Here is a 16,272-nt window from a genome sequence, read left to right on the forward strand (position 1 = left end):
CTATCCTCTCGGCAACAAGTAGTGACAGTCGTCACGCTAGCTGGAAGGTTTATTACGCCGCTTCAGTCAATTCATCACGGCGGATGCTGTATCTGTCGGTAGCCAGATCCAGTTTTTCCGTATCGTTGGAGAGTTGCTTTGCGGCGTACTTGTAGAGGCGATCCAGCTCAGTAGTGTCAGCGGCTTTCCCGGCCGCTTCGGTAAATGCTGCCAACAGTTCATCCGGCGTACGTTCAACTGATTGTTTAACTTCCCGCTCATCAGTGACGGGCTTCTGGTTAATCAGATTATTCAGGTCTTGCCGGGTGCGCGCCGGGGTAACATCGCGCTCAGCTCGCTCTTTCTGCTCAAACTCGTCCGGGGTGTAGACGCCCAGAATCACATCCGGGCAGTAGAGCCGCGCCCAGTACTTTACGGCCAGATAGGCCAACTGCTGCTTTGGCGCTGTCTTCCAGAGCGGTGAGTTACGGGTGGTGACAAACTCCATATAGAGCGGTTCGCCCCAGGTAATTTCCGTTTCTCCGCGCAACACTGCACCAACCCTCACACACAAGTCTTTCTCGTTCGCCGCGTTAGCCGGACCAGGCCGGAAGTTTTCCCAGTTTCCGCCGTACTCGTACTTAAAGCGCCCCTGAACGGCTGTGGAACTGGTGACCACTGCATTAACCAGCTGAGCCTCATAGCCAAGGGTACCGTTGACCAGGTGTGTTTTCTGCGCCACAGCGAAGGGGTTCATTCCCCACTGCGCTGCCTGTAATGCCACAGCCAGGCAGTCAGCTGGCTTGCCTGCAAGATGTGCCGGGACGGTCGTTTTTCCCTGCGCCATAACTTCGGCAAATGCCTGAAGCTTTTGCAGGCCGGACGGGCTGAAGATGGCAGCCTTGGTATCAGCTTCGCCCTGGGTGAAGTGAGTAATTTCGGTGCTCATAAGTAATCCTTTTTCTTCGCCCAGGCAGGGCGGGTGATTTCTTCAATGCCGCCCCAGTTATTTGTGGTGCGGCATTCGTGATATGTGTTCAGGCTGTTTCGGAACAGCTCGTAGCCATCCTCGGTGTCATCAGGCTGAATCTGGAAGGTGCGCACCGGATAGCGGCCGCAGTCGATGGTTTCGCTCACGCAGAGGAAGATAAACATTGGGTATTGGCCGAAGTGGCGCAGATATCCTTCGCGGTACATGGCGTCCTGCATGTGATACCGGAACTCGGCAAGGTGGCGTGGGAAGCGCTCCATATCTGCCACCTTCTTAACGTCAACGATCACAGGCTGGTCTGAGAGAAATTTATCAGGCCGGATGCGGCACAATTCCCCGGTTTCTTCATCGCTCCAGTAAATCGAACCTTCGCAGTGTCCCTCCGCTTCCAATAGCCACCGCGCTGCCGGGTGGGCCAGCGCACTTTCACGCATCAGCTTTAATTTCCTTCCCTGCTCGGCATCCATGACCGTCATCCCTGAACTTTCACAATCCCTGAGAAAGCTCTTTTCCTCTTCCTTGCCCGCCGTAGTTCTTCGGTTAAACTCCGGAGCCACAATGAACCGCTTATCGAACTCCATTGGCTCCAGCAAAATGCAATGCAGGGCGGTACCCATATCGAGAGCTTTCAACTTTTCAGTATCAACGGGCGCTTCCTTGCGCCATTTGAATATGGCCGGGTTGGTCGCAATGTCATCCAGCTGTGACTTGCTAACCCCAGCGCCTGAGTGGTAATCCTCATTGCTGATGTCGTAATAAATGCCAGGCTCCATTACGCCACCTCCCGGTAGCTATGCTTCGCCTTGAAAATTTCCAGCGCGTAACGCTGCTGCTCAATTTTGGTCACGTAATCCCACAGGAACTTGTGAGCCATCTCCTGAGCGTCCATGTCGTCCTGACCCATCCCAATGACATCCATATCGAAGTGACGCGACAGGAACACCGTCATGGCTGCTTCCACCGGGTTGTGCTTAATCGGCTCAACAGTCTGCTCAACCATCGCATAAACCTGCTCGTGTTCCGTTTCACCAAATCCTTTGATGATGCTTTCGATTTCTTGTCGGTCTTTGAATGTGAGCCTCATATAGCCACCTCCCAGTAGAGCCTTCGCGCTGACTCGCGCATATCGTTATCGTTCTTCGCAACGGCCAGCATCACCATGTTGCGAACTGTTTGCTTATCTGGCTTGTTCATGGTCTGCCTTCACTACAGAGCATTTCCCAGAGCTTCTGTAACCAGCTCTTGCGGGGTGGGGGAGTGAAGCTGGCGCTGGTCAGAATGTTTGAAGGTTGGCGCTCGATGTAGCCGAACGCATTAAATCCAGGGCGACCGCATGCCGCCCCATGAGCTGTTGCTAACATGGGTAATCCTTAGGTTGATTGGTTTATTCATTGCGAAACGCCCGAATGGACGCTTTGGGATGAAGCCGCGGTAAGGCGGCTATCAATTAATTAGGAATGACTACAATCACTGTATTGACCATCGTCCCTGAATTCTTAAAAGACCCCTCCGGTAATTCTTCGATATGACCCCCACGCTCTTCAATCAACTGGCGGAAATCGGAAGTTAGTTTGTTACTGCGGAACGTCACCGAAGAAGCCATGACTGACACCAACAGGCCGCCCGGCTTCAGAAATTTCAGAGCGTGAGTAACGTGCTTAATATCAGCCTGCCGACCAAAAGGAGGATTCATTACCACCCTGTCATAGATTGGTGCTGGCTCTACGGTGAGAAAATCGACGGGCTTCCCGATACCTGAAAGGCGAAGATTCAAAGCGTGCAGCGCATCATTGTTGGCAGGCATCAGCTCATACATATCAATCATCACATCTGCTGCGGCATCATGGACAGCTTTAGCAATGGCACCTTGCCCTGCGCTAGGTTCAAGAACTGTCATGCCATCCCGAATATCTGCAAAATGAATTACGTGCCTGACAACTCCTGGAGGGGTTGGGAAGAACTCAAAATCATCCTTGGGTACCACAACATCACCTGTCAGGATGATTTGCTCAATACGTTCCGAGGCTTCGATTTCGAAAACATGAGCTTTCGCTTTGCGGTTCCATTTGCCGCCAGCCGCTTCAATCACTTTGTTGGTGCGGGTATAGAGATTACGATCAAGCTGACCAGTCAGGATTAAGTTGTTTCCTTCACACTGACAGGCGCTAAGCACATTTAATACTTCGTTATCTACACGCATTTACCCTCCTCAGGGCATAAAAAAGCCCTCCGGAGAGGGCAAGTGATTCAGGACAATTCACGTTGTTTATCCAACGCCACCTTATCTCTAAAGCGCGTTGTGATGACTAGGTGTCATCGAAATGCCCTCAATGCGAAGGCATTGCGGTGTCACTCAATATCTTCGAGGTGGTAATCCGAATATTCCTTATCCAGATCATCTTCATCACCAGCGTTAAAGGTGCTTTCCTGTGACCGCTGTTTAACCTCGCCCCAGCAAACGCTTTCAACTGATTCAGGCCACCCCTCGGACGCTTCTTCGCGATACATATCAATCGCCTCTTGGGCATGTGATGACGCCTCTTCGGATGTTTCAAAAATCTCGAATCCAGTCTCAGGGTCGTATGCGAAATATTTCATCTTCTACCTCCTTACTGCGATTATTGGCCTGGCGCTTTACGCCAGCCCTTCATAAAAACTATCAGCCCCTTTTTGCGTAGTGCTTGAAGTCGGCGGTCCAGTACACGAGCTGGTTCATCTCTCGGGGTAGGGCAGAAAGATTGGCATTTCGCATTGATACCGTTGCGCCCAAAATAGATATCAGCAAAGCTCTTTGGTAATGTTGTAATGCTCTCCAAAATCATGGCATCCAGCTCTTCGTACTTACTCATTTCCCCTCCAGATAATGCTTCCTGACCGCTGCTCGGAGCTAGTCACGGTTGATTGTTTTACCAGAGCCATCAGATTCAGGCTTCAGGCGAAACAAGTAGCCACAAGCCATTCTCACTACGCTCTTCTTCTCGCCATTCACCTGAATCATGCTGTGCTCCAGGCATAAAAAAGGCCACCTGTTGGCAGCCTGTTATTCGTTAAACGCTTCGATTATTTCGTCGATACATCGGTCAGTGTCGGCGTCCATGCCATCAGCCCGGCTCAGCAAATCTTTGATTTCATCAGCCGTGACATTCAGAGCTGTTAGGAATTCGACAACGGCTGAAGTCACTGCGCGATACTCTTGCTGATACATACATGATGAAAATGAACCGGCGACTGCATCACGAAGCTTTTGCTTCAAGTCTTCCGGGTAATCCGTGTTGATCATCTCTCACTCCATACGGCAGCGCCGCTGTTATTCAGGCGTAAAAAAAGCCGCTCACTTGGCGGCTAATTCGCGTTTTATCATTTCTGTAGTCCGGTTAGCCCATGGGTCAACAACCACGCCGTTCTTGATGTAAGGGGGGCCGTCCTCTGGCTTAACCATGCATTCCGATTGCAGCTTGCATCCGTTGCAGCGCTTGAACTGACCGCACCACCTTTGGACGTCAGTATTCATAGCGATAATCCTGATACTGAGACATGTCGTCATCAGGGTGTTGATCAAACTCTTCCATGCATCACCTCAAATAAGTGGAATGCTGAAGCCACGCTGTTTCTGCCTGGCGTTTGTGAGCTGGCCGTAAGGGTTATTCACCTTCCGGTACTCAGGGTTTTCTTGCGTTACAAATTCAGGCTCAGCACGATTGCGCCAGTTAGGTGCCGCTGTTACTGCTGTGAGTACATTGATGCTGCAACCAGAAAGAGTCGCTTCAATCTTTCTGCCCAGCGCGTTCTCTGCTGCACACTTTGCTCTGTAAGCCTGAGCACGGCGTTCACGTGAATTCATGGCTATCTCCTGTGATGATTTTGGTGGTGAGGTCTGGAATCGAACCAGAGGTACGGCTGCAATGCCCGCGTCTGCCACTGCGCTACCTCACCCCAAAAGCATCTCTGCTTTGGTACGCCTGTATCGGCGTCTGTCATATTGTTAAAGAGCATCACCGTCCTGGTGAGTGGTGCGTCCTGCTGATGGGGTGAATATACAAAACGTATCCTTATTATGCAATACGATATGTATACTTATTTTCTGTGATATACGTAATGTCATGTTTTATGGGTAGATTTATTTTCTACCTGAGGATTTCAGGCACAAAAAAACCAGCTTTCGCTGGCTTCTCGGGTTGTGGTGGGGATGACAGGCACAAAAAACCCGGCACGGTGGCCGGGAAATTTATAGCTGCCTATGTCCTGTTATCTTTATTGGATCATTTTTTTGGGGTGGGGGAACAATTAAAGAGTTTAAGCCGACTTTAGAGCACATTGATGCAACGTGCTCTTTCCAATAAGGCCAGGCGGCGTTAGTAATTTTATCAGAAGAGCTAAAATCCTCTAACTGTTTGATTTCTAATTGATGTAATGAATCAAAAACCACATCATGTTCTACAAGAATTTCAAAAAAAACTTTTTCATCCGTTTGTTCTGCTTGGTCTAAAAGACGTATTCCACATTGTAACCTGAAAAAACAAGCATAACTTTTTACTTCAAGCCGTTTCTCATCCCTAAAGACCTCAACGACCTGCACGCCAGTAACTTTGTTATAGGCTTGTTGAGTTAACTGCAAGCCGTTCATTTGTAGTATGTTTACATCATTATGAAAGGAAAGAGAGGATTTCCTTAAAAAGACGTCTTGAAACAATGGCTCTATCATAATATTTAACCAATCAGATGGCTGGCGAAATTTCCCAATGGGCGTTATTTGATTTCTGATCTGGCTGAAAAACCATCATTTCGATTGTTCCTGGCTTTGCCTTCCTCATTGCTTGGCTTGCAAGTCTTAAGGAAGCCGTCTCAGTAAATAAGGTACTTACAGCTTCACATATAGATGCGTTATAAGAAACCACAGCGACATCAGGACAGCCTTGATGCAAAAACTCTAAAGCTGCGGGTATTGCGTAAGCAGTTCTTATGAGTTTGTCCATGGCAACAGATTGAGTAACGTCACCATTTTCATATTTAGTAAAAGCGTTTTTCCCGCCACCAAAAAGCTTGGAAGCTGCGATTTGCGTTATTCCAAGAGCTTCCCTAAAGCATCTAATCTGTCTTCCAGTAAGCAATCCATCAGCTTCTCTATAAAAATCAGACATTTGTCTTTTGTTAAAAGTAGCTTGTTTTTCTGTAAATGTCTCAGAGCCACAGGAATCACAAGAGGATACGTGGAATTCCACTTGCTTTTTAAAACCTTCAAACTCACGAAGCACGTACTGGTGGTTTTCATGTAGGCTTTCATCCCCGCAAATCGGGCAGAGAGAATAACGTTTCATGAGAAATCCTTAGTTTTAGTTGAATCATGTAAGGAGATAACCGCTACAGTATTGCCTGTATCAGTGATGCATAACTTTACATACATCAAGGTCGTCATCTCCCTCCTTTCTTGAGGAGTATATAATGGTGCTGGCACTATATATGCATCACAAGCAAATATACCCTTGGGCGCATTTCCGTTACACCATTGAGAATTAAGGTATTCCCCTTGTGAGAGGGCTAACTTAGCAAAGCCCCTCAAATCACCCAAGTCAATCATGTGAAGCGTCATGAAATTGTTGGTGTTAGTCGTAACAGAATTCACTTGGCATCTATCAAGATTCTCTAAAAGATCCGGGTAAAGTGGGCCGGAATTTATGAGCCTTTCCTCACCATCTTTTAAAGCATCCTTAGGGGCACCCGTTTTATACCGGCTAAGTACTCTGTTTACCATTATGGTAAGTCCATGCTCATATTGTCAACTATCACAAAGCTGAAAATAGCGAAATAATTTGACAGAGGTTTTCAGGATAAACCCTTTATAAAAAAAGGAGTTAGCGTCATATTTTCTTTATGTTAAATTTTATAGCTTCATGGGTATATCGGCGAAATTCAAAAATACTTTAACTAAGATCTTACAACCAAAGCCATCTTAAGTTCATGGTTCAAACCAATCGCATCTTCGTCTCTACGCCCACGCCAATGATCCGGCAGTTACCATTGATGGGCTTCATCGGCCATGAGGGGTTCAGTCCCCGGAGATACTTTTCATTTCCATCTATGACTAGCTTTTTAAATGTCGCTTCATTGTCGTCCGTCAGCTTAGCAACGACCAGGCTACCGTTCAGAGGTTCACGGCCCGTATCAAACAGCACAAAAGTACCTTCCGGGATGCTTAATCCCATCGGTGCTGTCATAGAGTCTCCCTCCACCTCAAGCCAGAAAGCATCGCCCTGAATATGGGCATCAGACTCAAGCCACAGATCGATATCCTTCAGGGTGTAGACTTCACACGCCTCTGACCATGCACCCGCCTGAACCTTGCTGAGAACGGGATATTTGGTGCCCGGTGTATATGGGCCAACGTACGAGGTATTTGCAATAGATCCTGCTGGAGCAACTGTTCCATCAGCATTTACCGTAAATTCTTTATAACCGAGATAACGCAATAACTTAGCTATCTCCTCAAGGCTGGGTTCGCGCCTTGCGTTAAGCCAATGGCTAACCGCACCCTTAGTTATCCCAAGATGCTCAGCCAGCTTTTCCTGCGTCATATCCATGTCCTTCATGCGGGACTTGGCGAGGTCGTACCATTTCATATTCATGCCCTGATTATACGAACTGTATAAATCCAATCGAGACACAAAATGTATAACCCGCTTGCCGTGTACGGATACAATATGTATACTCAAATCAGTTTATGGAGGTTCAAATGAACAATTTGCGACTTTATCGCGAGCGCTTGGGATTAACCCAGACACAACTTGCGGAAATGGCCGGATGTACCCCTGGTGCAATTGGTCACTGGGAAACGGGCCGCAGAGGAATGGATATCCACCTTTGCCGGCAGTTTGTTTCGATTTTTAACAAGTTAGGCGCTACGGCTGGGCTTGACGATGTGTTCCCCCCAGGGAAGAACGCAGCAGCATAAGCAATATCGCTCTTTACACAACTTAACCGCGCCGATACAGGTGCACAAACACAGTGGCACCCCACGGTGCTCACACGTAACTAACTATCTAACCAACATGGAAATTATAAGAAATGGAACAGGCAAACCCACGCAAATCAGGAAGTATTGCGTTTATCGGTCGCCATCTTCTGGCGACTGCACACCAGGCATTATCAAACACCCGTCAGTCAGTGGTTGCGAAGATGCTCGAAGTGGCAGACAGCACCATCCTTCGCCGTACCGAAAAATACCCGGAAATTATGGAAACTCTCGCCGCCTGCGGTGTAGAGGATTTTGTGATGCGCGGAGAACGGAAGATGCCTCTGGAACACTACCGGCATTTGATCTGGATACAGCTGGAGTATTCCCGGCTGCAACTGGAAATGACAAAAGAAAAAGCCCCAAACGCGCGAACGTTTGAGGCCTGATGCGAAAAGACTGGATCAATTCACAGGAGTAATTATACATGCGAAAACGCAGAAATTACCAGGAAAAAGAGGAGCGCCGCCATCCTGACTCACCGGATGGGCTGGTCGTAGCAGCAGCCAATAGCAAGCCTTTCGCTGAGAGGCTCATTGGTGTTTACAGACTGGCTAAAGCAGGGGTGAAAAAAGATGAGCGTCGCTAAGTTATCGGATTACCGTAAGCCTCATCTGGAGGCCGTGGAGCGCAGAGTGGCCGATACAGATGATGGTTTCATCATGCTGGCTATGGAGCTTTATGAGGAACTGATAGGCGCTAACCTGACACGCAATCAGGCCAAGGTGGCACATGCCGTTTGCCGCAAGACATACGGGTTTAAGAAGAAGATGGATCGCATTGCAGACAGTCAGTTAGCAGAGCTGTGCCGTATCAGCAGACCGAAAGCAAATATTGCCAAGAACGAGTTGATAGCCATGGGTGTTTTAGTTAAAGAGGGCAGTCGTACCGGGCCTAATAAAAACATTTCAGAATGGCAAATCCCAGAGTGTTCCCAGATAGGTAACATTGTTACCAAAGCGGGAACAAAAAAAGTTACCAAACCGGTTACACCAAGTGTTACCAAAACGGAACACACAAAAGATATCTTTAAAGATAATAAAGAAAATACCCCTATATCCCCAGAGGGGAGTTTTCCGGTTAAGCAAGAATCACCCCCTGAAAAACCGCCTGTCAGTAAATTCACATTCAACCGTGAACGCTTCAAAGACACCTGGAACAGCAAAGCCCAGAAGCATGGCCTTCCACGGATCGCGAGTATCAGCACGACTACCGAGAAGGGCATCAAGCGGCTGTATGAGTCCCACCTGAAGCACTGTCGGGAAACAAAGCGCCAACCGAAGGACATCGACACGTTCATCAACGGCTACATCGAGTTTGGTTATCAGCCTACTCCGTACGCCATGGGAGATAACCCAGCCGGTAAAAAATACGGCGTGGATACCGCGCTAACCCAGCGCATCGTTGACCAGGTAATCAGCCAGGAGCCACAACATGGATAGCTATGAATTTGAAGAGCAGTTGGTAGGCGCGATGATGATTAAAGGCGATCACATAGATTGCCGGGACATTGCGGGCAAGCTGCCATCTGAGGCGTTTGAAAACTTTCACCTGCGCCGAATGTACGAGGTTATCTGTGCGCTTCTGAGCAAAGCAGAACCGGTGGACATTTTCACGGTGCGCGACAGCATTCCTGAAGATTCAAAGAACTTTGTGCTCGATGTTTCGTCGAGGTGTAAGTCTGGGGCGAATATCAAAGCCTGGGCGAAGCGAGTTCGTCAGTGCTGGATGATCCGCAAAGGTGTTACTGATTTGAATGATGCTATTTCGCTGCTGAAAGCTGCGGGCGCTCACGACATCAACGAACGGCTGGCAGATGTGGCGGGCTTACTGTCGAAAATACAGTTTGAAACTAACGACCGGTTACCGCGGCGAATAGGTGACATGCTTGGAGATTACATGGACGTGCTGGGCAAGCGAATGGAAGGCCAGGATTCCGGCCTGTACCTGAAAACTGGCATACAGCCGATGGACGATGAGTATGGCGGCTTCGACCGTACAGACCTGATCATCATCGCTGGTCGCCCTGGCATGGGTAAGACTGAGCTGGCTATCAACATAGGTAACTCAATCGGCCGGCAGAAAGGTCGAGGCCTGATGATATCGATGGAGATGTCAGATATGCAGGTCGTGGAGCGTCATGTGGCTGACCGTGCTGGCCTGTCCATTGGTACGCTGCGTAATCCCCTGAACATGCTGGATGAGCAGTACACGCGGCTTACAGGGGCTACAGGAACACTTCAGGACGAGGATAACTACGTGCTGGATGAAACCATGAGCGTTGATGAAATCATTGGCCACGCCGAGCGCCTCAACATGGACGGCGGCCTGAGCTTTATTTCCATCGACTATCTCGGCCTGATGAAGAAGCCCAAAGCTGAGCGCAACGATATCGCCATTGGTGAGATCACCCGCAAGCTGAAGCAGTTCTGCCTTCGAAACAAAGTCCCGGTAATCCTCCTGTCACAGCTCAACCGTGGCGTGGAAAGCCGACAGGACAAGCGACCTACCCTGGCTGACCTGAAAGACTCCGGTGCCATTGAGCAGGATGCAGACGTGATTATCTTCCCGTACCGCGACGAAGTTTATGACGAGAAGAGCAGCATGCGCGGCATCGCTGAAATCATCGTCGGCAAGTACCGCTCCGGCCAGCCCAAGACTTTCTACATGGGCTGGAAGAATGGTCACTTCATCAACATGGACCAGGAAGATGCAGCGCGTCAGTTTGCGCAGAATGAAAACCAGCAGCCCCGCGCCGCTAACGACTGGAGATAGTTATGAACGACACAAAATTACCAACCGTAGCCCATGAGAGCGAAATGGAACTCCTTCCGGGACTAACTATCACCGTCCTGGCGCTGGACAACGGGCAGAGGATTATCCCGGTAGAAGACATGCAGCGAGCCTGCGAATTCATCGGCATTGATCTGGAAGCATTTCACAGCTATCTGGCAGGCCAGCCAGCGCGTAAGGGAGGAGAGTGATATGAAATCCAAGCCAAAAAACGTAATCGTGCTCATCCAGTTAGAAAATGGAGAGTTGGTTCAGCGCCCACTAAAGCGCGAAGAAGTTAATTTTGTACTCCCCATTCTTCAGGAGTTCGACGGCGGAACGTTGAAAGTAATACCGGCACCAGCCGGATTGGTACTGGAGAAGAAAAATGACCAACAACGATGAGCTTGAGCGGCAGGCGTTTGAGATGCACACGCGGAAAGACGAGGCTTTCATGGAGTTTTGGTTAGATCGGGATGCTAACGGAAATTACTACTGGGACCAGACGCGATACGAATGGCATGGCTGGATGGCCCGCGCAAAGCAGGAGAGCAATCATGACTGAAGAGTTATGCAGGGCGAAGTTTGAAGAGTGGGTTGCTGATGAATTGGGACACACACTTGAATATGTCAAAGGGCAGAGGGCTGTAACGACAGACCGATATTACAGTGAATACGTAGAAATCCCGTATAGAGCATGGAAGGCCGCCTGGAACACCCGCGCTGAGATGGAGAAGAGTGATGAAAACGCATGAGCTGAAAATTCTGCCTGAGCATTTCTTTCCAGTGCTGGACGGTTTAAAGCTGGCTGAGCTTCGCAAGGCTGATCGAGATTATCAGGTCGGAGACACGCTAATTCTTCTGGAGTGGAATGGCGAATATACCGGTGATGCATGTACCCGCTTAATTACCCATGTTGCTGATGTGGGTGCCTACCTTCCCGGCTACGTTCTTCTCAGCATTAAGGAGCCTGAAAATGTCAGCTGAAGTAATCCAAATTAAACGCCCGGACCACCTGGCAGAAGTAGGCGCTGGCCTGACGCTGCTGAAGATGTTCCACAAGACCGGCGGCCACAATGCTCAGACCATCACTCTGATTATGGAGAAGATGGAAATCGACCTGGCTAAGGCGCAGGAGATAACCGACCGGAGGTAGAATGTGAACAAACAGAGCTATTTTTTGACAGACCCCGTCCGGCGACGAAACTGCACAGAATTCATCAACTCCTTACCAACCAATCCTGATTCACCCCTCGTAGTCACTATCCAGGAACGCACCCGCAGCCTCGACCAGAACGCCAAACTTTGGGCATGCCTCAACGACATCTCAGAGCAGGTCAACTGGCATGGGCGAAAGCTGGCGAGCGAAGAATGGAAGCATGTGTTTACCGCAGCCCTGAAGAAGCAGGACGTGGTGCCGGGATTAGACGGCGGATTTGTTGTTTTGGGCCAGTCAACCAGCCGCATGACCGTTGGTGAAATGCGGGACTTAATCGAATTAATCAGCGCCTTTGGTGCAGAGCAGGGCGTCAGCTTCGGCGACGATGCAACCTGTGCAATGCGCTGGGCAGCCCATTACGGGAGAGCAGCATGACAGCACGTGACCGCATCAAAGAGTTTCTGTCCGGCAAAAATGGTTATGTCTCTACCAGCATCCTCCATGACCACATTCAATCACTTGGCTATAAGCGTGTCAGTTCATGTGGCGCTTTATCCAAGATGGTAGCCAGAGGGGATGTCATCACCAACGGATATCACATCCACACCTACGTGAAGCTGAACGAAGACTATCAGCCGACAGCAGCATCCGTCCGGCAGACGGCCAATCATGCACACCTTGCCGGAGTGATGGGGCGGGTTCCCACAAAGCCCAAGCCGAAAAAGGAAAACGCCATCTTCGACCTGTGCCGGAAACACAGTCGCATGTACGAGCTTATTGACCAGCCACTGCGTGAGGTGAGGGTATGAAAAAGGATGTCTATACCGTACCGGAATTACTCAGGCGTTGTAACGGTAGCCGGACAGCTGTTGGCCGCATTGTAGGGCTGGACAGGCGCACTGTCGGTGTTTACTCAGATGATACTGAAGGGCTACGGCACGTCATCGTAAACGGCGTTCTGATGGTAGCTCAGGGAAACCGGGGGAGGCGAAAAAATGCTTAGTTGGTTTCACCATCCAAACTGCACCGCCGAAGAAGCAAACGCATTAATCCTCCAGTACCAATCCCGCAATATCAAAACCGAAAAGCACCTCGCCGCTGACTACAAGTCCTGGACAGTTTCTGCCTTGCTTCCGGAACTCAACTACACACCTCAGCCCAGCAAGCGATGGGCACAGCCGATATGGAGCAGGGTATGAGCATGCACGATTACATGCCTGGCACCTGGTGCGACAAATGCAAATCATCATCACCACCTGATGACCCTTGCAAGTGTGGAGCGTGCGCAAACTGTGGAATGCCACTCTCACCCGACGAATGTCATTGCTGTGATGAATGTGCTGCTTTCTACGAAATGACCGATCCAAATCACCGAATGGAGGATGAAGATGGCGAATCTTCGTAAAGAAGCGCGGGGCAGGGAGTGCCAGGTCAGATTGCCGGGCATCTGCAATGGTAACTCTGAAACAGTGGTACTCGCGCACTACCGGATGGTAGGTATCTGCGGAACAGGTATGAAACCTGATGACCTTTTTGGAGCCTGGGCATGCTCTCGCTGCCACGATGAAATTGACCGCCGCACACGTCACTGTGAAGTCACTGAAGCCCGCATAGCGCATCTGGAAGGCGTTATCAGGACACAGGATGCATTACTCAGAGAAGGAAAGGTGAAGCATGGCTGAATATCGGATCACATTGCCCTGGCCGCCGGGAAACAACCACCTCTTCTCAGTGTTTCGCGGCAGGAAAATCAAAAGCAAAAAAGGCAGGGAATACACAGCAGCAGTCATTAAGCAAATCACCGAAGCAAATCAGCAGTACCTCCTCACCGGCAGCCTCAAAGTAAAAATCACCGCATACCCACCGACACGCGCCAAGCGTGACCTGGACAACCTTTTCAAAGCCCCTCTCGACTCACTCACCCAGGCAGGCGTAATAGCCGATGACAGCCTGATTGATGACGTGCGCATGGTGCGCGGGGAAGTAGTGAAGGGCGGTCGCATGGATTTTCTGATTACTGAACTGGAGGAAGCATGAGCATACGCGAGCTAAATCTCAGCAAAGACGAGCACGACTGGCTGAACAGCTGGCTGGAGTTATGGGGCGCGTGGGTTTATTCAGGAAGACTGGAGACGCGAAAGAGCAGCATGATCGCTCAGTGGATGGCAAGTGTAGAGCCGCAGCCTGGCATGTCCCGGCCAATGTGTAACGATGATGACGGACTCTTGATTTCTCAGGTCGTGGATTCCGTCATGTGCATCGATAAAAAAGCTTATGGCATCCTGCTAAGTTACTACTCACACGGTTCTTCCAAGCGAGCCATTGCATCCTACTACCATCAGTGTGCAAGTCCTCGCAAAATCAACAAGGGGCGAAGTGGAGAGGGCTGGCGTAAGCCATCTTATGGAACCTGCCGTAATGAGATTGACGACATTCTGAATGCCAGCCTGTGGATGATCTTCAATCCTCTGCAAAAAGCATTTAATGAACGTAAACGTGTTGTTAAAGTGCGGCATTGTGCAAATAACATGTTGACATCCTTTAGCCATTTAGCCACTATATGACGGTAAGTTGCCGTACGTGTTCTTAGAATGCGACGGCGACTTTTTTATTGCCCAAATTCCAGAAGGTCGCCATCAGAGCGGCCTTTTTTTATTCCAGTTTTCGCCCCTACCAATTAACGCGACCCCTCAATATTCCTGTGTGGTAGCGGGCGTCTTTACCCTTTCAATGACACACGCAGCCGCCTGAAAGAGAGGTGGGAGATGAAACGTATGCCGGACAGACCTGATAACCTGGCGGCAATGATCGCCTGGCTGGCAAATCACCGCAATGAGGTCGGCTACTCAATCCTGGCATTCGTTATGTCGATCCTCACAACTTCGCGGAACAGGAAAACTATTTGGCGTGACCGTCTAACCGGCGCGGCAATGTGCGGAATCCTGTGTTTTTTTGCTCAACCAACACTCACGGCTATATGCGCGATATTCGGATGGAATTTTCCGCCGGAATTGTGCTGGCCGTTCTCTGCATTCGTCGGCTACATCGGCGTTGATGCTTTGTTCTCGTCTGTACGCAGGCGGGTAGGCATGGAAGGGGTTAACGGAGGTTCAAATGCTGACAGTTAATCAATTCCAGCGCGCAACAGGCGTGAATGATGAATTGCGTGACGCATGGTATGAGCCGGTAGCGGCAGCCATGCAGAAGCATGGGATTAACACGCCACTCAGACAGGCGCATTTCCTCGCCCAGGTGGGCCATGAGTCAGGCGGCTTCCGCTACGTGGAAGAGAACCTGAATTACCAGTACGGCGCTCTGCTCGCTATGTTCGGGAGCCGCATTACGAAAGAGCAGGCAATGAAGTACGGGCGCACCTCAGAACACGCAGCCAATAAGCAAATGATCGGTAATATCATCTATGCCAACAGGATTGGCAATGGTGATACCGCATCAGGTGACGGTTATCGTTACCGGGGGCGAGGGCTGATCCAGATTACAGGCAAGTCAAATTACAGAGATTTGATTCAACCGCTGGGTGTCGACGTGGTGGCAAATCCTGATTTACTGGCAGATTACAAACTGGCAGCAGAGTCAGCAGCGGCATGGTGGAAGATTCACGGGCTGAATGAAATAGCTGACGCAGATGATGTTGGTAGCATCATCCGCGTTATTAATGGCGGCATTAACGGAATTGAAGACAGGAAAACCCGGCTCACTAAAGCTAAGGGGGTTCTGTGCTAAAAGTAATCAGCGTTATCCGAAACAATACCGGCCTGATAATTGTAGGGCTATTTATCCTGGCGCTGTGGGGGCTAAACACCCGAAACGGTCAGCTGCTCGCGACAAATGATCGGCTGGAAAAGCTGGCTAACAGCAAAGACGATCAGATAAACGACCTGAGAAGTAAAAATGATGGCCTGGCGGCAAGCGTGAGCGACCTGGTCACAGCAGTAAATAAGCAGAATGCCGTCATGTCTCAGGTCACTGAGCAACGGGCAGTTACCGCACAGCAAAACAGGAAGCTCCAGAGTGAAATTAAACGTTACCTTGCGTCGGACAAGTGCGCTGTTGCTCCTGTTCCCGCTGATGCTGCTGACCGGCTGCGCGACGCAGCAAAAACCGCAGGTGGAGTACCGGACAATAAAGCAGCCCCAGCTAAGCCTGCCAGCCGAACTGACAAGCCAGATTGATGTGCCAGAGGTGCCGGTAGATATGACGTTCGGTGACAGCGTGTCACTGAATGCTGAGCTGTTTGGCCTGCTTGGCCAGTGCAACATTGACCGGTCGGGTATCCGTAAAATCGAGTTATCCCGAAATAAAGAATAAAGCTATGTCAGTGCAAGGCAGTCAAAACCCCACCCAGTT

Annotated in this window: 34 protein-coding genes and 1 tRNA gene; 21 read left to right on the forward strand and 14 right to left on the reverse strand. The window is 49.9% G+C overall.

Annotated features, from left to right (window positions below):
• Positions 1-52: 52 nt before the first annotated feature.
• The 14 genes from AAH450_RS07830 to AAH450_RS07895 all read right to left on the reverse strand — a co-directional run bounded on the left by AAH450_RS07830 (position 53) and on the right by AAH450_RS07895 (position 7,590).
• Complete coding sequence (locus AAH450_RS07830) at positions 53-928, reverse strand: RecT family recombinase (RefSeq protein ID WP_342909733.1); 876 nt, start codon at positions 926-928, stop codon at positions 53-55.
• Complete coding sequence (locus tag AAH450_RS07835; RefSeq protein ID WP_342909734.1) at positions 925-1,743, reverse strand: PD-(D/E)XK nuclease-like domain-containing protein; 819 nt, start codon at positions 1,741-1,743, stop codon at positions 925-927. Before AAH450_RS07835 ends, AAH450_RS07830 begins: the two co-directional genes overlap by 4 nt.
• On the reverse strand, positions 1,743-2,054 hold the full coding sequence (locus AAH450_RS07840; protein WP_342909735.1) for a hypothetical protein: 312 nt from the start codon (positions 2,052-2,054) through the stop codon (positions 1,743-1,745). Before AAH450_RS07840 ends, AAH450_RS07835 begins: the two co-directional genes overlap by 1 nt.
• Before the next feature lie 363 nt (positions 2,055-2,417).
• The gene (locus AAH450_RS07845; RefSeq protein WP_342909736.1) at positions 2,418-3,170 is read right to left on the reverse strand and encodes a methyltransferase; all 753 of its coding nucleotides are present in this window, start codon (positions 3,168-3,170) and stop codon (positions 2,418-2,420) included.
• A 149-nt stretch (positions 3,171-3,319) separates the two neighbouring features.
• Positions 3,320-3,568, reverse strand: a complete 249-nt coding sequence (locus AAH450_RS07850) for a hypothetical protein (RefSeq protein ID WP_342909737.1) — start codon at positions 3,566-3,568, stop codon at positions 3,320-3,322.
• A gap of 20 nt (positions 3,569-3,588) precedes the next feature.
• Positions 3,589-3,819, reverse strand: a complete 231-nt coding sequence (locus AAH450_RS07855) for a hypothetical protein (protein WP_342909738.1) — start codon at positions 3,817-3,819, stop codon at positions 3,589-3,591.
• A 191-nt stretch (positions 3,820-4,010) separates the two neighbouring features.
• Entirely contained in the window at positions 4,011-4,250 is a 240-nt protein-coding gene (locus AAH450_RS07860) for a hypothetical protein (protein WP_342909739.1), read from the reverse strand.
• Between the two features lie 51 nt (positions 4,251-4,301).
• Complete coding sequence (locus AAH450_RS07865; protein ID WP_342909740.1) at positions 4,302-4,481, reverse strand: antirestriction Ral family protein; 180 nt, start codon at positions 4,479-4,481, stop codon at positions 4,302-4,304.
• Between the two features lie 66 nt (positions 4,482-4,547).
• Positions 4,548-4,811: a hypothetical protein gene (locus tag AAH450_RS07870; protein ID WP_342909741.1), complete on the reverse strand. Its 264-nt coding sequence runs from the start codon at positions 4,809-4,811 to the stop codon at positions 4,548-4,550.
• Positions 4,812-4,832: 21 nt separating this feature from the next.
• Positions 4,833-4,903 (reverse strand) — tRNA-OTHER (locus AAH450_RS07875).
• A gap of 292 nt (positions 4,904-5,195) precedes the next feature.
• Complete coding sequence (locus AAH450_RS07880) at positions 5,196-5,672, reverse strand: hypothetical protein (RefSeq protein ID WP_342909742.1); 477 nt, start codon at positions 5,670-5,672, stop codon at positions 5,196-5,198.
• Between the two features lie 13 nt (positions 5,673-5,685).
• Complete coding sequence (locus AAH450_RS07885; RefSeq protein WP_342909743.1) at positions 5,686-6,285, reverse strand: type II toxin-antitoxin system MqsA family antitoxin; 600 nt, start codon at positions 6,283-6,285, stop codon at positions 5,686-5,688.
• On the reverse strand, positions 6,282-6,719 hold the full coding sequence (locus tag AAH450_RS07890) for a hypothetical protein (protein WP_342909744.1): 438 nt from the start codon (positions 6,717-6,719) through the stop codon (positions 6,282-6,284). Before AAH450_RS07890 ends, AAH450_RS07885 begins: the two co-directional genes overlap by 4 nt.
• Positions 6,720-6,930: 211 nt before the next feature.
• Positions 6,931-7,590 carry a LexA family protein gene (locus AAH450_RS07895; RefSeq protein WP_342910367.1) on the reverse strand — a complete coding sequence of 220 codons (660 nt, stop codon included), beginning with the start codon at positions 7,588-7,590 and terminating at the stop codon, positions 6,931-6,933.
• A gap of 167 nt (positions 7,591-7,757) precedes the next feature.
• Between AAH450_RS07895 and AAH450_RS07900 the strand changes: the two genes are divergently transcribed.
• From AAH450_RS07900 to lysC, 21 genes are all read left to right on the forward strand, one after another.
• Positions 7,758-7,916: a hypothetical protein gene (locus AAH450_RS07900; RefSeq protein ID WP_463322722.1), complete on the forward strand. Its 159-nt coding sequence runs from the start codon at positions 7,758-7,760 to the stop codon at positions 7,914-7,916.
• Positions 7,917-8,029: 113 nt separating this feature from the next.
• Entirely contained in the window at positions 8,030-8,365 is a 336-nt protein-coding gene (locus AAH450_RS07905; protein ID WP_342909746.1) for a hypothetical protein, read from the forward strand.
• 38 nt (positions 8,366-8,403) lie between these two features.
• On the forward strand, positions 8,404-8,565 hold the full coding sequence (locus AAH450_RS07910; protein WP_342909747.1) for a hypothetical protein: 162 nt from the start codon (positions 8,404-8,406) through the stop codon (positions 8,563-8,565).
• 46 nt (positions 8,566-8,611) lie between these two features.
• Positions 8,612-9,418, forward strand: a complete 807-nt coding sequence (locus AAH450_RS07915; RefSeq protein ID WP_342909748.1) for a replication protein — start codon at positions 8,612-8,614, stop codon at positions 9,416-9,418.
• Complete coding sequence (locus AAH450_RS07920; protein WP_342909749.1) at positions 9,411-10,751, forward strand: replicative DNA helicase; 1,341 nt, start codon at positions 9,411-9,413, stop codon at positions 10,749-10,751. The genes AAH450_RS07915 and AAH450_RS07920 overlap by 8 nt, the downstream gene beginning before the upstream one ends.
• A 2-nt stretch (positions 10,752-10,753) precedes the next feature.
• Positions 10,754-10,960 carry a hypothetical protein gene (locus tag AAH450_RS07925; RefSeq protein ID WP_342909750.1) on the forward strand — a complete coding sequence of 69 codons (207 nt, stop codon included), beginning with the start codon at positions 10,754-10,756 and terminating at the stop codon, positions 10,958-10,960.
• Position 10,961: 1 nt separating this feature from the next.
• On the forward strand, positions 10,962-11,153 hold the full coding sequence (locus AAH450_RS07930; RefSeq protein ID WP_342909751.1) for a hypothetical protein: 192 nt from the start codon (positions 10,962-10,964) through the stop codon (positions 11,151-11,153).
• Positions 11,137-11,313, forward strand: coding sequence for a hypothetical protein (locus AAH450_RS07935; protein ID WP_342909752.1), 177 nt, complete (start codon positions 11,137-11,139; stop codon positions 11,311-11,313). The genes AAH450_RS07930 and AAH450_RS07935 overlap by 17 nt, the downstream gene beginning before the upstream one ends.
• On the forward strand, positions 11,306-11,503 hold the full coding sequence (locus tag AAH450_RS07940; protein ID WP_342909753.1) for a hypothetical protein: 198 nt from the start codon (positions 11,306-11,308) through the stop codon (positions 11,501-11,503). Before AAH450_RS07935 ends, AAH450_RS07940 begins: the two co-directional genes overlap by 8 nt.
• The gene (locus tag AAH450_RS07945) at positions 11,490-11,735 is read left to right on the forward strand and encodes a DUF3850 domain-containing protein (RefSeq protein ID WP_342909754.1); all 246 of its coding nucleotides are present in this window, start codon (positions 11,490-11,492) and stop codon (positions 11,733-11,735) included. The genes AAH450_RS07940 and AAH450_RS07945 overlap by 14 nt, the downstream gene beginning before the upstream one ends.
• Positions 11,725-11,904, forward strand: coding sequence for a hypothetical protein (locus tag AAH450_RS07950; RefSeq protein WP_342909755.1), 180 nt, complete (start codon positions 11,725-11,727; stop codon positions 11,902-11,904). Before AAH450_RS07945 ends, AAH450_RS07950 begins: the two co-directional genes overlap by 11 nt.
• 3 nt (positions 11,905-11,907) lie before the next feature.
• Positions 11,908-12,342 carry a recombination protein NinB gene (locus AAH450_RS07955; RefSeq protein ID WP_342909756.1) on the forward strand — a complete coding sequence of 145 codons (435 nt, stop codon included), beginning with the start codon at positions 11,908-11,910 and terminating at the stop codon, positions 12,340-12,342.
• Positions 12,339-12,716 (forward strand): hypothetical protein, encoded by a 378-nt coding sequence (locus AAH450_RS07960; RefSeq protein ID WP_342909757.1) that lies wholly within the window; start codon positions 12,339-12,341, stop codon positions 12,714-12,716. Before AAH450_RS07955 ends, AAH450_RS07960 begins: the two co-directional genes overlap by 4 nt.
• Positions 12,713-12,910, forward strand: a complete 198-nt coding sequence (locus tag AAH450_RS07965) for a protein ninH (RefSeq protein WP_342909758.1) — start codon at positions 12,713-12,715, stop codon at positions 12,908-12,910. Before AAH450_RS07960 ends, AAH450_RS07965 begins: the two co-directional genes overlap by 4 nt.
• Before the next feature lie 210 nt (positions 12,911-13,120).
• Positions 13,121-13,312 carry a protein NinF gene (locus AAH450_RS21115; RefSeq protein WP_463322723.1) on the forward strand — a complete coding sequence of 64 codons (192 nt, stop codon included), beginning with the start codon at positions 13,121-13,123 and terminating at the stop codon, positions 13,310-13,312.
• On the forward strand, positions 13,296-13,589 hold the full coding sequence (locus AAH450_RS07970) for a DUF1364 domain-containing protein (RefSeq protein ID WP_342909759.1): 294 nt from the start codon (positions 13,296-13,298) through the stop codon (positions 13,587-13,589). Before AAH450_RS21115 ends, AAH450_RS07970 begins: the two co-directional genes overlap by 17 nt.
• Entirely contained in the window at positions 13,582-13,944 is a 363-nt protein-coding gene (locus tag AAH450_RS07975; protein ID WP_342909760.1) for a RusA family crossover junction endodeoxyribonuclease, read from the forward strand. Before AAH450_RS07970 ends, AAH450_RS07975 begins: the two co-directional genes overlap by 8 nt.
• On the forward strand, positions 13,941-14,471 hold the full coding sequence (locus AAH450_RS07980; RefSeq protein WP_342909761.1) for an antiterminator Q family protein: 531 nt from the start codon (positions 13,941-13,943) through the stop codon (positions 14,469-14,471). The genes AAH450_RS07975 and AAH450_RS07980 overlap by 4 nt, the downstream gene beginning before the upstream one ends.
• A gap of 201 nt (positions 14,472-14,672) precedes the next feature.
• A complete protein-coding gene (locus tag AAH450_RS07985) occupies positions 14,673-15,035 on the forward strand; it encodes a phage holin family protein (protein WP_342909762.1) in 363 nt (120 codons plus the stop codon).
• Positions 15,022-15,648 carry a glycoside hydrolase family 19 protein gene (locus AAH450_RS07990; RefSeq protein ID WP_342909763.1) on the forward strand — a complete coding sequence of 209 codons (627 nt, stop codon included), beginning with the start codon at positions 15,022-15,024 and terminating at the stop codon, positions 15,646-15,648. Before AAH450_RS07985 ends, AAH450_RS07990 begins: the two co-directional genes overlap by 14 nt.
• Positions 15,649-15,936: 288 nt before the next feature.
• Positions 15,937-16,233 (forward strand): Rz1-like lysis system protein LysC, encoded by a 297-nt coding sequence (lysC, locus tag AAH450_RS07995; protein ID WP_342909764.1) that lies wholly within the window; start codon positions 15,937-15,939, stop codon positions 16,231-16,233.
• Positions 16,234-16,272: the final 39 nt, after the last annotated feature.

The organism is Erwinia magellanica, assembly GCF_039023495.1.
Lineage (GTDB): Bacteria > Pseudomonadota > Gammaproteobacteria > Enterobacterales > Enterobacteriaceae > Erwinia.